Genomic DNA, 14,091 nt, shown 5'->3' on the forward strand with positions numbered 1-14,091 from the left:
CATTCGATTTCACCTTTCTATCGGGCGGTCCTAGAGTCGAGGCACGACTCCGACCGCCACCCACACAGAAAGGGGAACCCCGCACATGAGCAGCAGCGACAGCACCAGGACGTGTCCGGTCACGCACCTGACCACCGACTTCGGCGCACCCGTGCCCGACAACCAGAACAGCCTGACCGCCGGGCCGCGCGGCCCGCTGCTGGCCCAGGACGTCTGGCTGCACGAGAAGCTCGGCAATTTCGTCCGTGAAGTCATCCCGGAGCGGCGGATGCACGCCAAGGGCTCCGGCGCCTTCGGCACCTTCACGGTTACCCGCGACATCACCAGGTACACCCGCGCCGCGATCTTCTCGCAGGTGGGCAAGACGACCGAAATGTTCGCCCGCTTCACCACCGTCGCCGGCGAGCGCGGCGCGGCCGATGCCGAGCGCGACATCCGCGGCTTCGCGCTGAAGTTCTACACCGGGGAAGGCAACTGGGACATGGTGGGCAACAACACCCCCGTGTTCTTCATCCGCGACCCGCGCAAGTTCCCCGACCTCAACAAGGTGGTGAAGCGCGACCCGCGCACCAACCTGCGCTCGGCGACCTACAACTGGGACTGGTGGACGCTGCTGCCCGAGGCCCTGCACCAGGTCACCATCGTGATGAGCGACCGCGGCATCCCGGCCAGCTACCGCCACATGCACGGCTTCGGTTCGCATACCTACAGCTTCTGGAACGAGGCCGGCGAGCGCTTCTGGGTGAAGTTCCACTTCCGCACCCAACAGGGCATCCGCAACCTGACCGACGCCGAGGCCGCCGAGGCCATCGGCAATGATCGCGAGACCCACCAGCGCGACCTCTACAACGCGATCGAGAGCGGCGATTTCCCCAAGTGGACGATGTACGTCCAGGTCATGCCTGAAGCGGACGCGGAGAAGGTGCCGTTCCATCCCTTCGACCTGACCAAGGTGTGGTCGAAGAAGGATTTCCCGCTGATCGAGGTCGGCGAGTTCGAGCTCAACCGCAACCCGGAAAACTTCTTCGCCGACGTCGAGCAGAGCGCGTTCGCGCCCGGGACCCTGGTGCCGGGCATCGGCGTGTCGCCGGACAAGATGCTCCAGGCGCGCCTGTTCAACTACGCCGACGCGCAGCGCTACCGGCTGGGCACGAACTACCACCAGATCCCGGTCAACGCCGCGCGCTGCCCGGTGCACAGCAACCACCGCGACGGTATCGGCCGCGTCGACGGCAACTACGGCGGCCTGCCCCACTACGAGCCCAACAGCTTCCAGCAGTGGCAGGAGCAGCCCCAGTACCGCGAGCCTCCGCTGAAGATCGGCGGCGTGGCCGACTGGTGGAACTTCCGCGAGGACGACGCCGACTACTACCGCCAGCCGGGCGACCTGTTCCGCCTGATGACGCCGGCGCAGCAGCAGGCGCTGTTCGACAACACCGCCCGCGCCATGGGTGACGCGCCCGACTTCATCAAGCGCCGCCACGTGGAGAACTGCAGCAAGGCCGATCCGGCCTACGGTGCCGGCGTCGAGGCCGCGCTGCGCAAGCTGGGCGCGTTCGCCGCCGGGCAGTCGCCCAACAGCCTGGGCCAGGAGGAGGCGTCCGCGCTGGCGTGAGGCCGATCGCCGTGACGCACGCCGCCTGAGACCGGGGCCGCGGTTCCCTCCAGAGCCGCGGCCCCGCTGCGTCCGGACGGGCTCAGGTGGCGTCGATGTCGCCCAGGGCGCGGATGAGCCGGCGGGCACGCTTGTCGGGCCGGTGTTCCGGCGCGCGGTAGCCGTCGCGGGCCGCGCGCCGAGCAAGGAGCGCTTCGGCGCGCGCCCGGGCCGAGGCCTCCGATTCGCGATAGAGCTGCTGCGCGACGGCCGCAGGCCCGCGGTCGTCCGACAATCCCAGCACCTCGACCTCGAACACGTCCTCGCCGCGCACCACGCGCAGCGCGTCGCCCACCCGCACCGCGCGCGACGCCTTCGGCCGCTGGCCGCCGACCTCGACCTTGCCGGTCTCCAGCGCCTGCCGGGCCAGCGTGCGGGTCCTGAAGAACCGCGCGGCCCAGAGCCACACGTCGATGCGCACGCTGTCGGGGCGCGTGCTGCCGGTTTCGTCCTGCGTCATGCGCGGATTCTAGCGCCGCCTTCAACGCCGCTCTGGCAGGATGCGCCGATGCCGAAACCGTCCACGCGTGACCTCACCGACGGCGCCATCGGGCGCACCCTGCTGGTCTTCGCGCTACCGATCCTCGCCGGCAACGCGCTGCAGTCGCTCAACGGCTCGGTGAATGCGGTGTGGGTCGGACGCTTCCTCGGCGAGGAGGCCCTGGTCGCCACGGCCAACGCCAACAACATCCTGTTCTTCCTGCTGGGCTCGGTATTCGGCATCGGGATGGCGGCGACGATCCTGGTCGCCCAGGCGATCGGCGCGAAGGATGCGGTGCAGGCACGGCGGGTCATCGGCACCAGCGCCAGCTTCTTCGGCGGCCTGTCGCTGCTGGTCGCCGCCGCCGGCCTGCCGCTGGCGCGCCACGTGCTGGCGTGGATGGGCACGCCGGAGGCCTCGCTGCCGCTGGCCGAGGCCTACCTGAAGGTGATCTTCCTGGCGGTGCCCTTCCTCTACATGTTCGCCTTCATCAGCGCGGTGCTCCGGGGTGCCGGCGACACCCGCACGCCCTTCTTCTTCCTGGCGCTGGTGGTGGTGATCGACATCATCGTCAACCCGCTGCTGATCTTCGGCCCGGGCCCATTGCCGCGCATGGGCATCGCGGGCTCGGCCGCGGCCACCCTGGTGGCCAATGCCGCGAGCCTCGCGGCGCTCCTCGCCTGGCTGCGCTGGCGTCGCCATCCACTGTGGATCCCGCGCAGCGAACGCCGCGCCTACATCCCGGACCTCGCGATCGTCCGCGCGCTGGTGGTCAAGGGCGTTCCGATGGGGCTGCAGATGATCCTGGTCTCGCTGGCAATGCTGGTGATGATCAGCATGGTCAACGCGCACGGCGTGGACACCGCGTCCGCCTATGGCGCGACGCTGCAGCTCTGGACCTATGTGCAGATGCCGGCCATGGCGGTGGGCGCGGCCTGCACCTCGATGGCGGCGCAGAATGTCGGCGCCGGGCGCTGGGACCGCGTCGGCGGCACCATGCGCGCCGGCGTCGCGTTCAATTTCCTGCTGACCGGTGCGCTGATCGCGCCGCTGCTGCTGTTCGGTCCGCGGATCCTGTCGCTGTTCCTGCCTCCGGGCAGTCCGTCGATCGAGCTGGGCCAGCACATCAACGTGATCGCGATCTGGTCCTTCCTGTTCTTCGGAGTGACCTTCGTGGTGTCGGGCGTGGTGCGCTCCACCGGCGCGGTGATCCCGCCGCTGCTGATCCTGGGCCTGGCCCTCTGGGGTATCCGCGTGCCCTTCGCCAACCTGCTGCAGCCGAGCCTGGGGGCCGACGCGATCTGGCTGAGCTTCCCGGTCAGCGCGCTCTGCGCGATGGCGATGTCGCTTGCCTACTACCGCTGGGGAGGCTGGCGGGAGGCGCGCATGCTGGCCGGCGCCGGCGGCCACGAGGCCGATGCGGTCGCGATCCCGGCCGAGGTGCCTTCGCAACCCCCGGGTCCGGTGGCCGACCCCTGCCCGCGGACGTCGGACGAGGAAACGCGAACGGCCGCCCTGGGGCGGCCGTCCGGATCAGCGCTGCGATAGCGCCGGGGCGTTGCTCAGCCGGCCGACTTGGCGGCTTCGGCTTCGGCGGCGGCCTTGGCGCGCGCCTTCGCGTTGCCCGCCAGGTCTTCCTTGATGCGCGCCTTGCGGCCTTCCAGCTCGCGCAGGTAGTAGAGCTTGCCGGCGCGCACGGCGCCGCGGCGCTTGACCTCGACCGAGTCGATCGCGGCGCTGTGGCTCTGGAACACGCGCTCGACGCCGAAGCCATGGGAAATCTTGCGCACGGTGAACGACGAGTTCAGGCCGGCGTTCTTCTTCGCGATGACCACGCCCTCGTAGGCCTGGACGCGCTCGCGATTGCCTTCCTTCACCTTGACGTTGACCACGACGGTGTCGCCGGGGCCGAAGACGGGAAGCTGGCGCGTGGCCTGCTCGGTCTCGAAGGTCTGCAGCAGGGTGTTGAGCGAGGGCTTGTTCATGGTGGTTGGATGCCTGTTGGTAGTGCCCTGTGGGCTGTTGTAGCGCGAGTGCACGTGGACCCGCGTCTTGGCGTGGTGACAGCTAGCCGCGCATTCTACCCCGATTCCGACGGGCCGCGCCAGCGCCCGGCCTAGGTCCGGCCAGGCCCGACCCGCGGGAGACCGGCCTCGGCCAGCCCCTCGTCGAGCAGCCGGCGGTCAGCGGCCGGAAGGGCGTCGAGGTCCAGCAGGTCCGGCCGCCTCCGCCAGGTCCGGACCAGCGACTGCTGGCGGCGCCAGCGCGCGATGGCCGCATGGTTGCCCGAAAGCAGGACCGGGGGCACCGTGCCGAGCGCATGTTCGACCGGGCGCGTGTAATGCGGGCAGTCCAGGAGCAGCGGGCCGGCGCCGCCGGCCGGGGCTTCGAAGCTGTCCTGGGCGGCGGACTCGGCGTCGTTGAGCGCCCCCGGCAGCAGCCGGGCCACGGCATCGACCACGACCGCGGCCGCGAGCTCGCCGCCCGACAGCACGTAGTCGCCGATCGAGAGCTCCTCGTCGACCTCGGCCGCCAGCAGCCGCTCGTCCACGCCCTCGTAGCGGCCGCACAGCAGCACCAGCCGCGGCAGCGCCGCCAGCTCCCGGGCCTTGGCCTGGTCGAAGCGGCGCCCCTGCGGGCTCATGTACACGACGCGTGCCGGCGCCGGATCGGCGGCCCGGGCCGCGGCAATGGTCGCGCGCAGGGGGTCGAGCAGCATCACCATGCCGGGGCCGCCACCAAAGGGGCGGTCGTCGACGCGGCGGTAGCTGCCTTCGGCGTGGTCGCGCGGGTTCCAGCCTTCCAGCGACAGCAGGCCACGCGCGGTTGCGCGACCGACCACGCCGTGGCCGGCGACCTGGGCCACGAAGTCGGGGAACAGGCTGATGACGTCGATGCGCAGCGGCGGCCGCGCGGCCGCGTCGCCGGCGCCGGCCAGCTCCGTGGCGTCGGGCGCCACGCTAGAACTCCGGGTCCCAGTCGACCGTGACCAGGCCGGCCTCGAAGTCGACCGACACCACGTAGTCCGGGGTCACGAACGGGATCATGCGTTCGCGATCGCCACGCGCCACCAGCACGTCGTTGGCGCCAGTGGAAAAGAGGTGCGAGACGGTGCCGAAGTCGACCCCCTCGACGGTGGCCACGCGCAGGCCTTCGAGATCCACCCAGTAGTACTCACCGGGTGCCGGCGGCGGCAGCGCCGCGCGCGGGACCCAGACCTCGGTGCCGCGCAGGGCGTCGGCACTCTCGCGGTCTTCGACGCCCGGGAACGTGGCCACCAGTCCCTTCGCGCCGTCGCGCCCACGCACGCCCTCGAGCTCGCGCTCACGTCCCTGCGCGTCGCGCAGGATCCAGGGCTGGTAGCGGAAGATGGTGCGGGCCGGGTCGGTGAACGACTCCAGCTTCAGTTCACCACGCACGCCAAAGGCGCCGTGGACCCTGCCCAGCAGGATGCGGCGCCCTTGGCTGTCCATATGCAGGATGCGGCCGCGCGCGGAGGCGCGGCCCGGACATCAGGCGGCGGCTGCCGCCGTCGCCTTGGCCGCTTCCTTGTACAGGTCGCGGACCTTGTCGGTCAGCTGCGCGCCCTGCGAGACCCAATGGTCGACGCGGGCGGTGTCCAGCACGACGCGCTGCTCGGCGCCCTGCGCGACGGGGTTGTAGTAGCCCACGCGCTCGATGTTGCGGCCGTCGCGCGCGCTGCGCGAGTCGGTGACGATGATGTGGTAGAAGGGGCGCTTCTTGGCGCCGCCGCGGGTAAGGCGGATCTTGACCATGGTGGTTTCCGTGTTGCCCAGTCGCCAGGATGGCGAGGTAAGCCGGGAATTGTAGCCCAGGCCGAAGCCGCGCGAAACCCCGCCCCGCCTCCCCGTCCCGCGCCTAGAGGTCGTCCCAGGGAACGGCGTCCAGAAGGTCCCGCAGCGCGCGGCCGAACCCGGCATCACCGGGAAACACATGGGCATCGACCGCCGCGATGGCGCGGATTCCGCTCGAATTGACCGCGAAGGCGGCGCGCTGCCCGGCCAGCTCGTCGAGGCGCAGCGGCACGCGCTGCTGGGGGATCCGGGCCTCGTGGAGCGCACGCTCCAGCAGCCGCCAGGTCACGCCCGGGAGCGCAGGAGCAAGGGGCCAGGTCACCGTGTCCCCGTCCCAGAAGGCGACGCTCCAGAAGCTGCCTTCGGCGATGCGCCCATCGGGGGCGACCAGGAGTGCATCGTCGTAACCGGCGGACTGTGCCTCCGCGCGCAGCGCGAACTGGGGTTGCAGCGCAAGGTGTTTCACTTCCGGGCAGGCGCGAAGGCCGTGATGGCTGCGCACGCGCAGCGGCGATGCGGGAACGGTGCGCGGCCGCTCGATCTCGACGTCGACACGCAGCAGACGAACCGCGTCGCCCGGTGCCGACGTGTCGTACCGGAACGGCGAAGCGACGGCCGCGTCGTCGTCCGACGACACCCGGGACCCGCCGGGACGCACGCAGACCCGGAGCGTGCGATCGGTCCGGTCGCCGTGCCGCAGACAGGCATCGCGGATTTCCCGCAGCAGCTTGCCCTTGTCCGTACCGATCCCCCACAGGTGCCCGGACGCCTGGCGCAGCCGCAGCAGGTGCAGGTCGCGCCCCTGCACACGGCCCGCGCGCATCTGCATGGTGGTGAAGTGGCCGGCCTCCACGGGATCGTCCGCGGAGGTGGCAAGGGCTTTGGGCACCGCCGGATCCTCCGCCATGCGACGGGCTCCAGCGCTCAGCGGAACGGCATCGCGCCGCGGCCGCCCATCATCCCCTGCAGGCCGCGCATCATGCCCTTCATGCCGCCGCGGCCCAGCTTGGCCATCATCTTTTCCATCTGCTGGTACTGCTTCATCAGCTTGTTGACGTCGGCCGGCGTGACGCCGGAACCGGCGGCGATGCGCTTGCGCCGTGAGCCGTTGAGCAGCGCCGGGTTGCGGCGCTCCTTCTTCGTCATCGAATTGATGATCGCGACCATGCGCGGCACTTCCTTGCCGGTGACCTGGTTCTTCACCGAGTCCGGCACCTGGCCCATGCCCGGAAGCTTGTCCATCAGGCCGTGGATGCCGCCCATGCCCTGCATCTGCTCGAGCTGGTCGCGCATGTCGTTGAGGTCGAACTTCTTGCCCTTGGCAACCTTCTCGGCGAGCTTCTGCGCCTTCTCCTTGTCGACCTGCCCTTCCACCTGTTCGACCAGCGACAGCACGTCGCCCATGTCGAGGATGCGGCTGGCGATGCGGTCGGGATGGAAGACGTCGAGCCCGTCGACCTTCTCGCCGGTGCCGATGAACTTGATCGGCCGGCCAGTGATGTAGCGCACGCTGAGCGCCGCGCCGCCGCGGGCGTCGCCGTCGGTCTTGGTCAGCACCACGCCGGTCAGCGGCAGCGCCTCGCTGAAGGCCTTGGCGGTGTTGGCCGCGTCCTGGCCGGTCATGGCGTCGACCACGAACAGGGTCTCGACCGGGTTCACGGCGGCATGCAACGCCTTGATCTCGGCCATCATCGCCTCGTCGATCGCGAGGCGGCCGGCGGTGTCGACCAGCAGCACATCGATGAAGGACCGGCGGGCGTCCTCGATCGCGGCGCGGACGATGTCGACCGGCTTCTGCGCGGCGTCGGACGGGAAAAAGCGCACGTCGACCTGCTTCGCCAGCGTTTCCAGCTGGGCGATGGCGGCCGGCCGGTAGACGTCGGCGCTGACCACCATCACCTTCTTCTTGCGCTTTTCCTTCAGCAGCTTCGCGAGCTTGCCAACGGTGGTGGTCTTGCCCGCGCCCTGCAGGCCGGCCATCAGGATGACCGCCGGCGCCGGCACGTTGAGGTTGAGGTCCGCGGCGGCGGCACCCATGACCGCGGTCAGCTCGTCGCGCACGACCTTGATCAGCGCCTGGCCCGGCGTCAGCGACTTGAGCACTTCCTGGCCAACCGCGCGCACCTTGATGCGCTCGATCAGGGCCTGCACCACGGGCAGCGCGACGTCGGCCTCGAGCAGCGCGATGCGCACCTCGCGGGTGGCCTCGCGGATGTTCTCCTCGGTCAGCCGGCCGCGGCCGCGCAGGCGCTCGATGGTGCCGGAGAGGCGCTGGGTGAGGGACTCGAACATGCGGTGGACCTGCGTGGGGCGTTGGACCGGCAAGTATAGCTTTCGGCCCGTAAGCCGACGCCCGGCCCGGCCCCGGCTCCCCCCTGTAGGAGCGGCTACAGCCGCGATCGCCGACAGGGAGGACGCACCTGGTCATGCCCATGACGATGCCCGCAGGACCACGCAGGGCGATCGCGGCTGTAGCCGCTCCTACAGGGTGGGGGGTGCGGGGGGTCCGGGGGGTGCGGGGGGTCCGGGGGGTGCGGGGGTTCCGGGGGTTCCGGGGGTTCCGGGGGTTCCGGGGGTTCCGCGGGTTCCGGGGGTTCCGGGGGTTCCGGGGGTTCCGGGGGTTCCGGGGGTTCCGCGGGTTCCGCGGGTTCCGGGGGTTCCGCGGTTGCCGCGGTTGCCGCGGTTGCCGCGGTTGCCGCGGTTGCCGCGGTTGCCGGGGTTACCGGGGTTACCGGGGTTACCGGGGTTACCGGGGTCGGCGGCGCGGTGGCGGGCCGCGGCGGCGGACGCTGTCGCGGACGTCGACCTCGAAGACGAGCGCGAGAGCGGCGTCGCCCCCGCCCAGCGTGAACTCCAGGGCATCCCGGGAGGGCAGACCGGAGACGTAGCCACGAAGGTCCTCATCGGGCAAGCCGATGTGCCAGCCGTCGGAGCCGACGGCGAAGGTCGCTGCCGCGCCCTCGACGATGCGCAGGAAGTGCCCCAATGCAGCGCCCGGGGCCCGGGTCTCGTTCGCCACCACCCCGCCATCCAGGAGACGCGCCAGCTCGTCCTCGTCGATCCGCAGTCGCAGCGACTGGCCCTGCAGCTGGACCTTCATCGCGGTCCCGGCTCCGCCGCGGGCGACGCGTCGTCCACGCCGCACAGCGAGCAGCCCTCGCTCCACACGCTGTCGCCGTCCAGGTAATGCTCCTGCTTCCAGATCGGGCTGGTGTGCTTGACCCGCTCGATGAGCTCGCGGCAGGCGCGGAAGGCCTCGTCGCGGTGCGGGGTGCCGGCGGCGATCACCACCGCCAGGTCGCCGACCCCCAGCCGTCCCCTGGCATGCGCCACGTAGAGCTTCACCTTCGGCCCGAAGCGCGCGTCCATGTCCTCGCAGATGGCGCGGAAGCCGTTCAGTGCCAGCGGCTCGAACATGTCGTAGCTCACACCGGTGACGACCCGGCCGTGGTTCAGGTCGCGCACGCGGCCGGCGAACATGGTCATGCCGCCGAAGCCCGGATCGGACACGAAGGCGATCGCCGCCGCCGGATCCAGCGGGCCGTTGGCAATGTCGCTGACCGCACAGTGGAAGCGCTCCATGCTCAGCCTCCGCTCACCGGCGGCAGCACCGCCATCGGCACGCCATCGGGCACCTGCTCGGCGTCGCGCAGCAGCGTGGTCTCGCTCGCGAACGCCGAGGCCTTGAGCAGCTCGGGCCGGTACGCCGGCCAGTGTTCGCGCCCATGGCGGTCGAGCGCCTCGCGCAGGTCGGCGACGCGCGCCCCGTCGGGCAGGTCGAGTTCCAGCCTCGCGGCGGGGTCGTGCTCGCGGAACGCACCAAACAGGCTCACGACCACCTTCATCGCGCCACCTCCTCGAACTTCAGGCCCTCGGCATGCCCGGGTGCGTAGACCTCCACCATGTCGCCGGCCGCAAAGGCCATCGTGGCTGCAGGCACCACGATCCACGCATTGGCATCGATCAGCGGCTGCACCTTGAACGACTCCTGCCCGTGCAGCACTCGCGCGCGCACCACGCCGTCGGCCAGCTCGACCCGCGCCTTCAGGTGGAAGCGGAGCGCGGCGCGCTTCTGCCAGGGCGCGGCCAGCGGCATCCACAGCGGGCGCTCGGGCGCCAGGCCGGTGAACGCCCGCAGCGCCGCCTCGGCGAAGAAGCGCAGGCCGACCGCGGCCGAGGCCGGGTTGCCGGGCAGCCCGAAATACAGCTGGCCGCCGGCCAGGCGGGCGAACAGCAGCGGCCGCCCGGGGCGGATGTCCACCTTGTGGAAGCGGATGTCGGCGCCGATGCCGCGCAGCGCATCCGGCACGAAGTCATGGCGGCCCATCGACACCGCGCCGGTGCTGAGCACCACGTCGGCACCGGCCGCCCGGGCACGCCCGAGGGCGGCGAGGAAGTCCGCCGGCTCGTCGGTCACCGTCTCGCGCAGCACCAGCTCCGCGCCCGCGGCGTCCACGCGCGCGGCGAGGAAGGGCCCGTTGCTGTTGCGGATCTCGCCCGAGGACAGGGACCGGCGGGGATCATCGACCAGTTCGCGCCCGGTGTTGAGCACGGCCACCCGTGGCCGTCGCCGCACCGCGACCTGGTCGACGCCGAGCGAGGCCAGCACCATCACCGCGGCGGCATCCACCGGCCGGCCAGCCGTGAGCACGGTCGTCCCGCGCTCGACGTCCTGCCCGCGCAGGCGCACGTTGTCGCCGGGCTGCACGTCGGCCGTGAGCCGGATGCGGCGCGCGCGCCCGTCGCCGTCGCGCGCCAGCACCTCGACGCGCTCCACCGGCACGACACTGTCCAGGCCGCCGGGCATGCGCGCGCCGGTCATGATTTCCCAGGCGCCGGCGCCGCGAGCGTGCGACGCCTCGTCGCCCGCGACCTGCGAGCCGGCGACCTCGAACTCCGTACCCGCCGGCAGCGACCCGCCGTCGGCGACAAGCGCGAACCCGTCCATCGCGGAATTGTCGAATGGCGGCAGGTCGGCGCCCGCCACCACGTCCTCCGCCAGCACCAGGCCCGTGGCCTCGGCCAGGCTCCGGTGCTCGACCGCGAACGGCGCGGCCTCGTGCAGGATCAGCGCCAGCGCCTCCTCGTGGCTGACCGCGCCGCTCACGCGTGGCCCCCGCCATCGACCATCGCCAGCGCGTGCGCGAGCAGCGGCGCCAGGATGTCCATGCCCTGCTTCGCCGCGCGCTCGCTGCCCGGCAGCGCGAACACCAGCATCCGCCCGACCTGGACCACGTCGGCGCGGCTCAGCCAAGCCATCGGCGTGTGCTTCGCGCTTTCGCTGCGGAACATCTCGGCCAGGCCGTCAATGCGGCGGTCGGCCACCGCGCGCAGCGCGTCCGGCGTCGCGTCGTTCGGGCCGAGCCCGGTGCCGCCGGTGCACAGCGTGATGCGCACGTCCTCGCCGGCCAGCGCGCGCAGGCGTCCGGCCAACGGTTCGACGCCGTCGGGCAGCACCTCGGCCTCGGCCACGCGTGCGCCCAGCCTCCGCAGGCCGTCGACCAGCGCCGGCCCGGACGTGTCCTTGTACTCGCCGCGGCTCGCGCGGTCGCTCAGCGTCAGCACCGCGCAGGGCACGTCGGCCAGGGGCGCGATGTCGCGCGGCCGGTAGTGCGCCCGCTCGTCGTCGTCCATGCCCTCGGGGTGCAGCCACAGGCCGCTCTTGCCGCCTTCCTTGAACAGCAGGCGGATGCCGCCGATGGCCAGCGCCGGCTCCACCGGCTTGGTCAGGTCATAGAGCGTCAGCAGCGCGGCATTGGCACCTGCCAGCGCTTCCATCTCCACGCCGGTGCGCGCCTCGGTGGCGCATTCGCAGTACACGCGGATGGCGTTGCGCGCCGCCACCGGCACGCAGCGCACCCGTACCAGCTCCAGCGGCAGCGGATGGCACAGCGGCATCAGCGCGGACGCCATCTTCGCGCCCTGCAGGCCGGCCACTTCGGCCATCACCAGCGCATCGCCCTTGGGCAGGCGGCGGCCGACGATCAGCGGGAAGGCGGCCGCGCCGGCGAGCAGCTCGCCCACGGCCACCGCGCGCCGGCGGGTCGCGCGCTTGTTGCGGATGTCGGCCATGTGGAAGGCGGCCGGGCTGTCTTGGGGCGGGCCTTCGTGTTTCGTGCCGTCGTGGGTCGGGCTTTCGTGCGCCATGCTGTGGCTCATCCTCCGATGGATGCCAGGTGCGGGGTGAGACCGGTCTGGCCCTGGTGCAGGCCGTGGCCGGCGGCCTTGAGGCCGAGCTGGGTGCTGATACGCGCGACCAGCGCGTCGAAGTCGTCGTCGGACTGCAGCAGCGGACGCAGGCCGATGCCGAAGTCGCCGAACAGGCACAGGCGCAGGTCGCCGCGCGCGGTGACCCGCAGGCGGTTGCAGCCGGCGCAGAAGTCCTTCGAGTACGGCGCGATGATGCCCACGCGGCCGCGATAGTCGGGGTGGGCGTACTCGCGCGCGGGGCCGGCGTCGGGCGCGCGCGGGCGCAGCGACCAGCCGGCGGCCAGCAGCTGCTGCTCGATCGCTTCCGCGCGCAGGTGGTGGCGCTCGAAGAAGTCGAGGTTGTCGCCGGTGCGCATCAGCTCGATGAAGCGGATCGCGACGTCGCGCCCGCGCAGGTAGTCGAACCACGCGGGCAGCTCGTCGTCGTTGCGGCCACGCAGCAGGACGGCGTTGAGCTTGACCGAGTCGAAGCCGAGCCCAAGCGCCAGCTCGACGCCTTCGGTGACCTCGGCGAAGCGGTCGTGGCCGGTGATCTCGCGGAACCGCCCGGCATCGAGGGTGTCGAGGCTGACGTTGAGCGCGGTCAGGCCGGCCTCGCGCCACGCGCGGACATGGCGCGGCAGGTGGGTGCCATTGGTGGTGATGGCGACGCGGCGGATGCCCGGTACGGTGGCGACCGTCGAGATGATCGGCAGCAGGTCCTTGCGCAACGTCGGCTCGCCACCGGTCAGGCGCAGCTTGCTCATGCCGAGCGCCGCGAAGCCGCGGACCAGGCGCCGGATCTCGTCGAGCTCGAGGAAGCGCGCGCGGCCCTCCGCGCGATAGCCGTCCGGCAGGCAGTAGCTGCAGCTGTAGTTGCACGCCTCCGTCAGCGAGAGGCGCAGATACGGGAACGACCGTCCGAACCGGTCGACCAGGGCCACCATGTTGTGCTCCATTCCGATGCAGGGAGGCCGGTCCGTTTCCAGTCCGACCCGGTGGCCCGGAGGCCACGGCCCGGGAGCCATATCCGTGAGGACACAGGCCGCCGGGCTTGGAGTCGCGGAGCCAGGGCCCCGCTTGCCGCCAGCATAGCCGCTCCGCGCGCCGACCGCGGTGCGCGTTCAGCGGGAGAGCCCGTATGCGAAACTGCGCGGATGATTGCCGTGCTCGCCGCCGTCGCGCTGTATCTCCTGGCCACCGGCCTGCTGGTGGCGGAAGTCCGCCGCGGCGGCGCCGGCCGCGCCTGGCTGCCGGCCGCGGCGCTCGCGCTGGTGATGCATGCGGCCGAGCACGTATTTGCCTGGCGCCGAATCGGCGGCGCCGACATGCACTTCTACGCCGCGCTGTCGCTGGTGACCCTCGGCATGGCGGTGCTGACCACGGCGGTGGGCGCGCGCGGACGCATGGCCACGCTCGGGATGGTGGTGTTCCCGCTCGCCTCCGCGGCGCTGGTGGCAACCCATATGCACGGCCATCGTCCCCCTGAGCCGCTGGACTGGCGCTTGCAGCTGCATGCCTGGATGGCCCTGCTCGCCTACGCGACCCTGGCGGTCGCGGCGCTGCTCGCGGTCGGGCTTTGGCTGCAGGAACGCGCCCTCAGCCGCCGGGAGATCCACCACTGGCTGCGCGCGCTGCCACCGCTGGTGGAGCTCGAGACCCTGCTGTTCCGCACCATCGCCACCGGTTTCGTGCTGCTGGGCGCGACCCTGCTGACCGGCATCCTGTTCGTCGACGACCTGCTGGCGCAGCACCTGCTGCACAAGACCGTGCTCAGCCTGCTGTCGTGGCTGGTGTTCGGCGTGCTGCTGCTGGGCCGCTGGCGCAAGGGCTGGCGCGGCCGTACCGCCGTGCACTGGACCCTGGCCGCGATGGCGCTGCTGGTCCTGGCGTTCTTCGGCAGCAAGTTCGTGCTGGAGCTGGTGCTGCAGCGCGCCTGATCCTGGCTGGGC

At 71.6% G+C, this 14,091-nt stretch carries 16 protein-coding genes and 1 riboswitch; of the genes, 3 read left to right on the forward strand and 13 right to left on the reverse strand.

Translation table 11 applies throughout. The annotated features are described in order from the left end of the window. The first annotated feature begins 85 nt into the window (after window positions 1-85). Window positions 86-1,615: a catalase gene (locus tag JG616_RS02840; protein WP_199391616.1), complete on the forward strand. Its 1,530-nt coding sequence runs from the start codon at window positions 86-88 to the stop codon at window positions 1,613-1,615. Between the two features lie 82 nt (window positions 1,616-1,697). On the opposite strand, the gene JG616_RS02845 is transcribed toward JG616_RS02840, so the two are convergent. Then, window positions 1,698-2,114 carry an RNA-binding S4 domain-containing protein gene (locus tag JG616_RS02845; RefSeq protein WP_199361302.1) on the reverse strand — a complete coding sequence of 139 codons (417 nt, stop codon included), beginning with the start codon at window positions 2,112-2,114 and terminating at the stop codon, window positions 1,698-1,700. 48 nt (window positions 2,115-2,162) lie between these two features. Between JG616_RS02845 and JG616_RS02850 the strand changes: the two genes are divergently transcribed. Further along, window positions 2,163-3,683 carry an MATE family efflux transporter gene (locus JG616_RS02850; protein ID WP_199391617.1) on the forward strand — a complete coding sequence of 507 codons (1,521 nt, stop codon included), beginning with the start codon at window positions 2,163-2,165 and terminating at the stop codon, window positions 3,681-3,683. Between the two features lie 14 nt (window positions 3,684-3,697). On the opposite strand, the gene rplS is transcribed toward JG616_RS02850, so the two are convergent. From rplS to moaA, 12 genes are all read right to left on the reverse strand, one after another. Continuing rightward, window positions 3,698-4,120, reverse strand: a complete 423-nt coding sequence (gene rplS / locus JG616_RS02855) for a 50S ribosomal protein L19 (RefSeq protein WP_199361297.1) — start codon at window positions 4,118-4,120, stop codon at window positions 3,698-3,700. A gap of 131 nt (window positions 4,121-4,251) precedes the next feature. Continuing rightward, window positions 4,252-5,037, reverse strand: coding sequence for a tRNA (guanosine(37)-N1)-methyltransferase TrmD (gene trmD, locus JG616_RS02860; protein WP_199361656.1), 786 nt, complete (start codon window positions 5,035-5,037; stop codon window positions 4,252-4,254). A 58-nt stretch (window positions 5,038-5,095) separates the two neighbouring features. Continuing rightward, a complete protein-coding gene (gene rimM / locus JG616_RS02865; RefSeq protein ID WP_199361294.1) occupies window positions 5,096-5,608 on the reverse strand; it encodes a ribosome maturation factor RimM in 513 nt (170 codons plus the stop codon). 39 nt (window positions 5,609-5,647) lie between these two features. Continuing rightward, window positions 5,648-5,911 (reverse strand): 30S ribosomal protein S16, encoded by a 264-nt coding sequence (gene rpsP, locus JG616_RS02870; protein WP_199361291.1) that lies wholly within the window; start codon window positions 5,909-5,911, stop codon window positions 5,648-5,650. A gap of 103 nt (window positions 5,912-6,014) precedes the next feature. Continuing rightward, complete coding sequence (locus tag JG616_RS02875; RefSeq protein WP_199361289.1) at window positions 6,015-6,857, reverse strand: aminotransferase class IV; 843 nt, start codon at window positions 6,855-6,857, stop codon at window positions 6,015-6,017. 17 nt (window positions 6,858-6,874) lie between these two features. Beyond that, window positions 6,875-8,242 carry a signal recognition particle protein gene (gene ffh / locus JG616_RS02880; RefSeq protein ID WP_199361287.1) on the reverse strand — a complete coding sequence of 456 codons (1,368 nt, stop codon included), beginning with the start codon at window positions 8,240-8,242 and terminating at the stop codon, window positions 6,875-6,877. 454 nt (window positions 8,243-8,696) lie between these two features. Next, a complete protein-coding gene (locus tag JG616_RS02890; RefSeq protein WP_199391619.1) occupies window positions 8,697-9,050 on the reverse strand; it encodes a hypothetical protein in 354 nt (117 codons plus the stop codon). Then, complete coding sequence (locus JG616_RS02895; RefSeq protein ID WP_199391620.1) at window positions 9,047-9,532, reverse strand: molybdenum cofactor biosynthesis protein MoaE; 486 nt, start codon at window positions 9,530-9,532, stop codon at window positions 9,047-9,049. Before JG616_RS02895 ends, JG616_RS02890 begins: the two co-directional genes overlap by 4 nt. 2 nt (window positions 9,533-9,534) lie before the next feature. Next, the gene (locus JG616_RS02900) at window positions 9,535-9,795 is read right to left on the reverse strand and encodes a MoaD/ThiS family protein (protein ID WP_199391621.1); all 261 of its coding nucleotides are present in this window, start codon (window positions 9,793-9,795) and stop codon (window positions 9,535-9,537) included. Beyond that, window positions 9,792-11,057 carry a gephyrin-like molybdotransferase Glp gene (gene glp / locus JG616_RS13765; protein WP_343224965.1) on the reverse strand — a complete coding sequence of 422 codons (1,266 nt, stop codon included), beginning with the start codon at window positions 11,055-11,057 and terminating at the stop codon, window positions 9,792-9,794. The genes JG616_RS02900 and glp overlap by 4 nt, the downstream gene beginning before the upstream one ends. Then, window positions 11,054-12,022, reverse strand: coding sequence for a bifunctional molybdenum cofactor biosynthesis protein MoaC/MoaB (gene moaCB / locus JG616_RS02910; protein WP_207748924.1), 969 nt, complete (start codon window positions 12,020-12,022; stop codon window positions 11,054-11,056). The genes glp and moaCB overlap by 4 nt, the downstream gene beginning before the upstream one ends. 83 nt (window positions 12,023-12,105) lie before the next feature. Next, window positions 12,106-13,086: a GTP 3',8-cyclase MoaA gene (gene moaA, locus JG616_RS02915; RefSeq protein WP_199391623.1), complete on the reverse strand. Its 981-nt coding sequence runs from the start codon at window positions 13,084-13,086 to the stop codon at window positions 12,106-12,108. Between the two features lie 6 nt (window positions 13,087-13,092). Further along, window positions 13,093-13,199: riboswitch (molybdenum cofactor riboswitch) on the reverse strand. 97 nt (window positions 13,200-13,296) lie between these two features. Between moaA and ccsA the strand changes: the two genes are divergently transcribed. Next, the gene (gene ccsA, locus JG616_RS02920) at window positions 13,297-14,079 is read left to right on the forward strand and encodes a cytochrome c biogenesis protein CcsA (RefSeq protein WP_199391624.1); all 783 of its coding nucleotides are present in this window, start codon (window positions 13,297-13,299) and stop codon (window positions 14,077-14,079) included. Window positions 14,080-14,091: the final 12 nt, after the last annotated feature.

Origin of the sequence: Luteimonas sp. MC1895 (assembly GCF_016457215.1) — a bacterium.
In the GTDB taxonomy this organism is placed as follows: domain Bacteria; phylum Pseudomonadota; class Gammaproteobacteria; order Xanthomonadales; family Xanthomonadaceae; genus Luteimonas.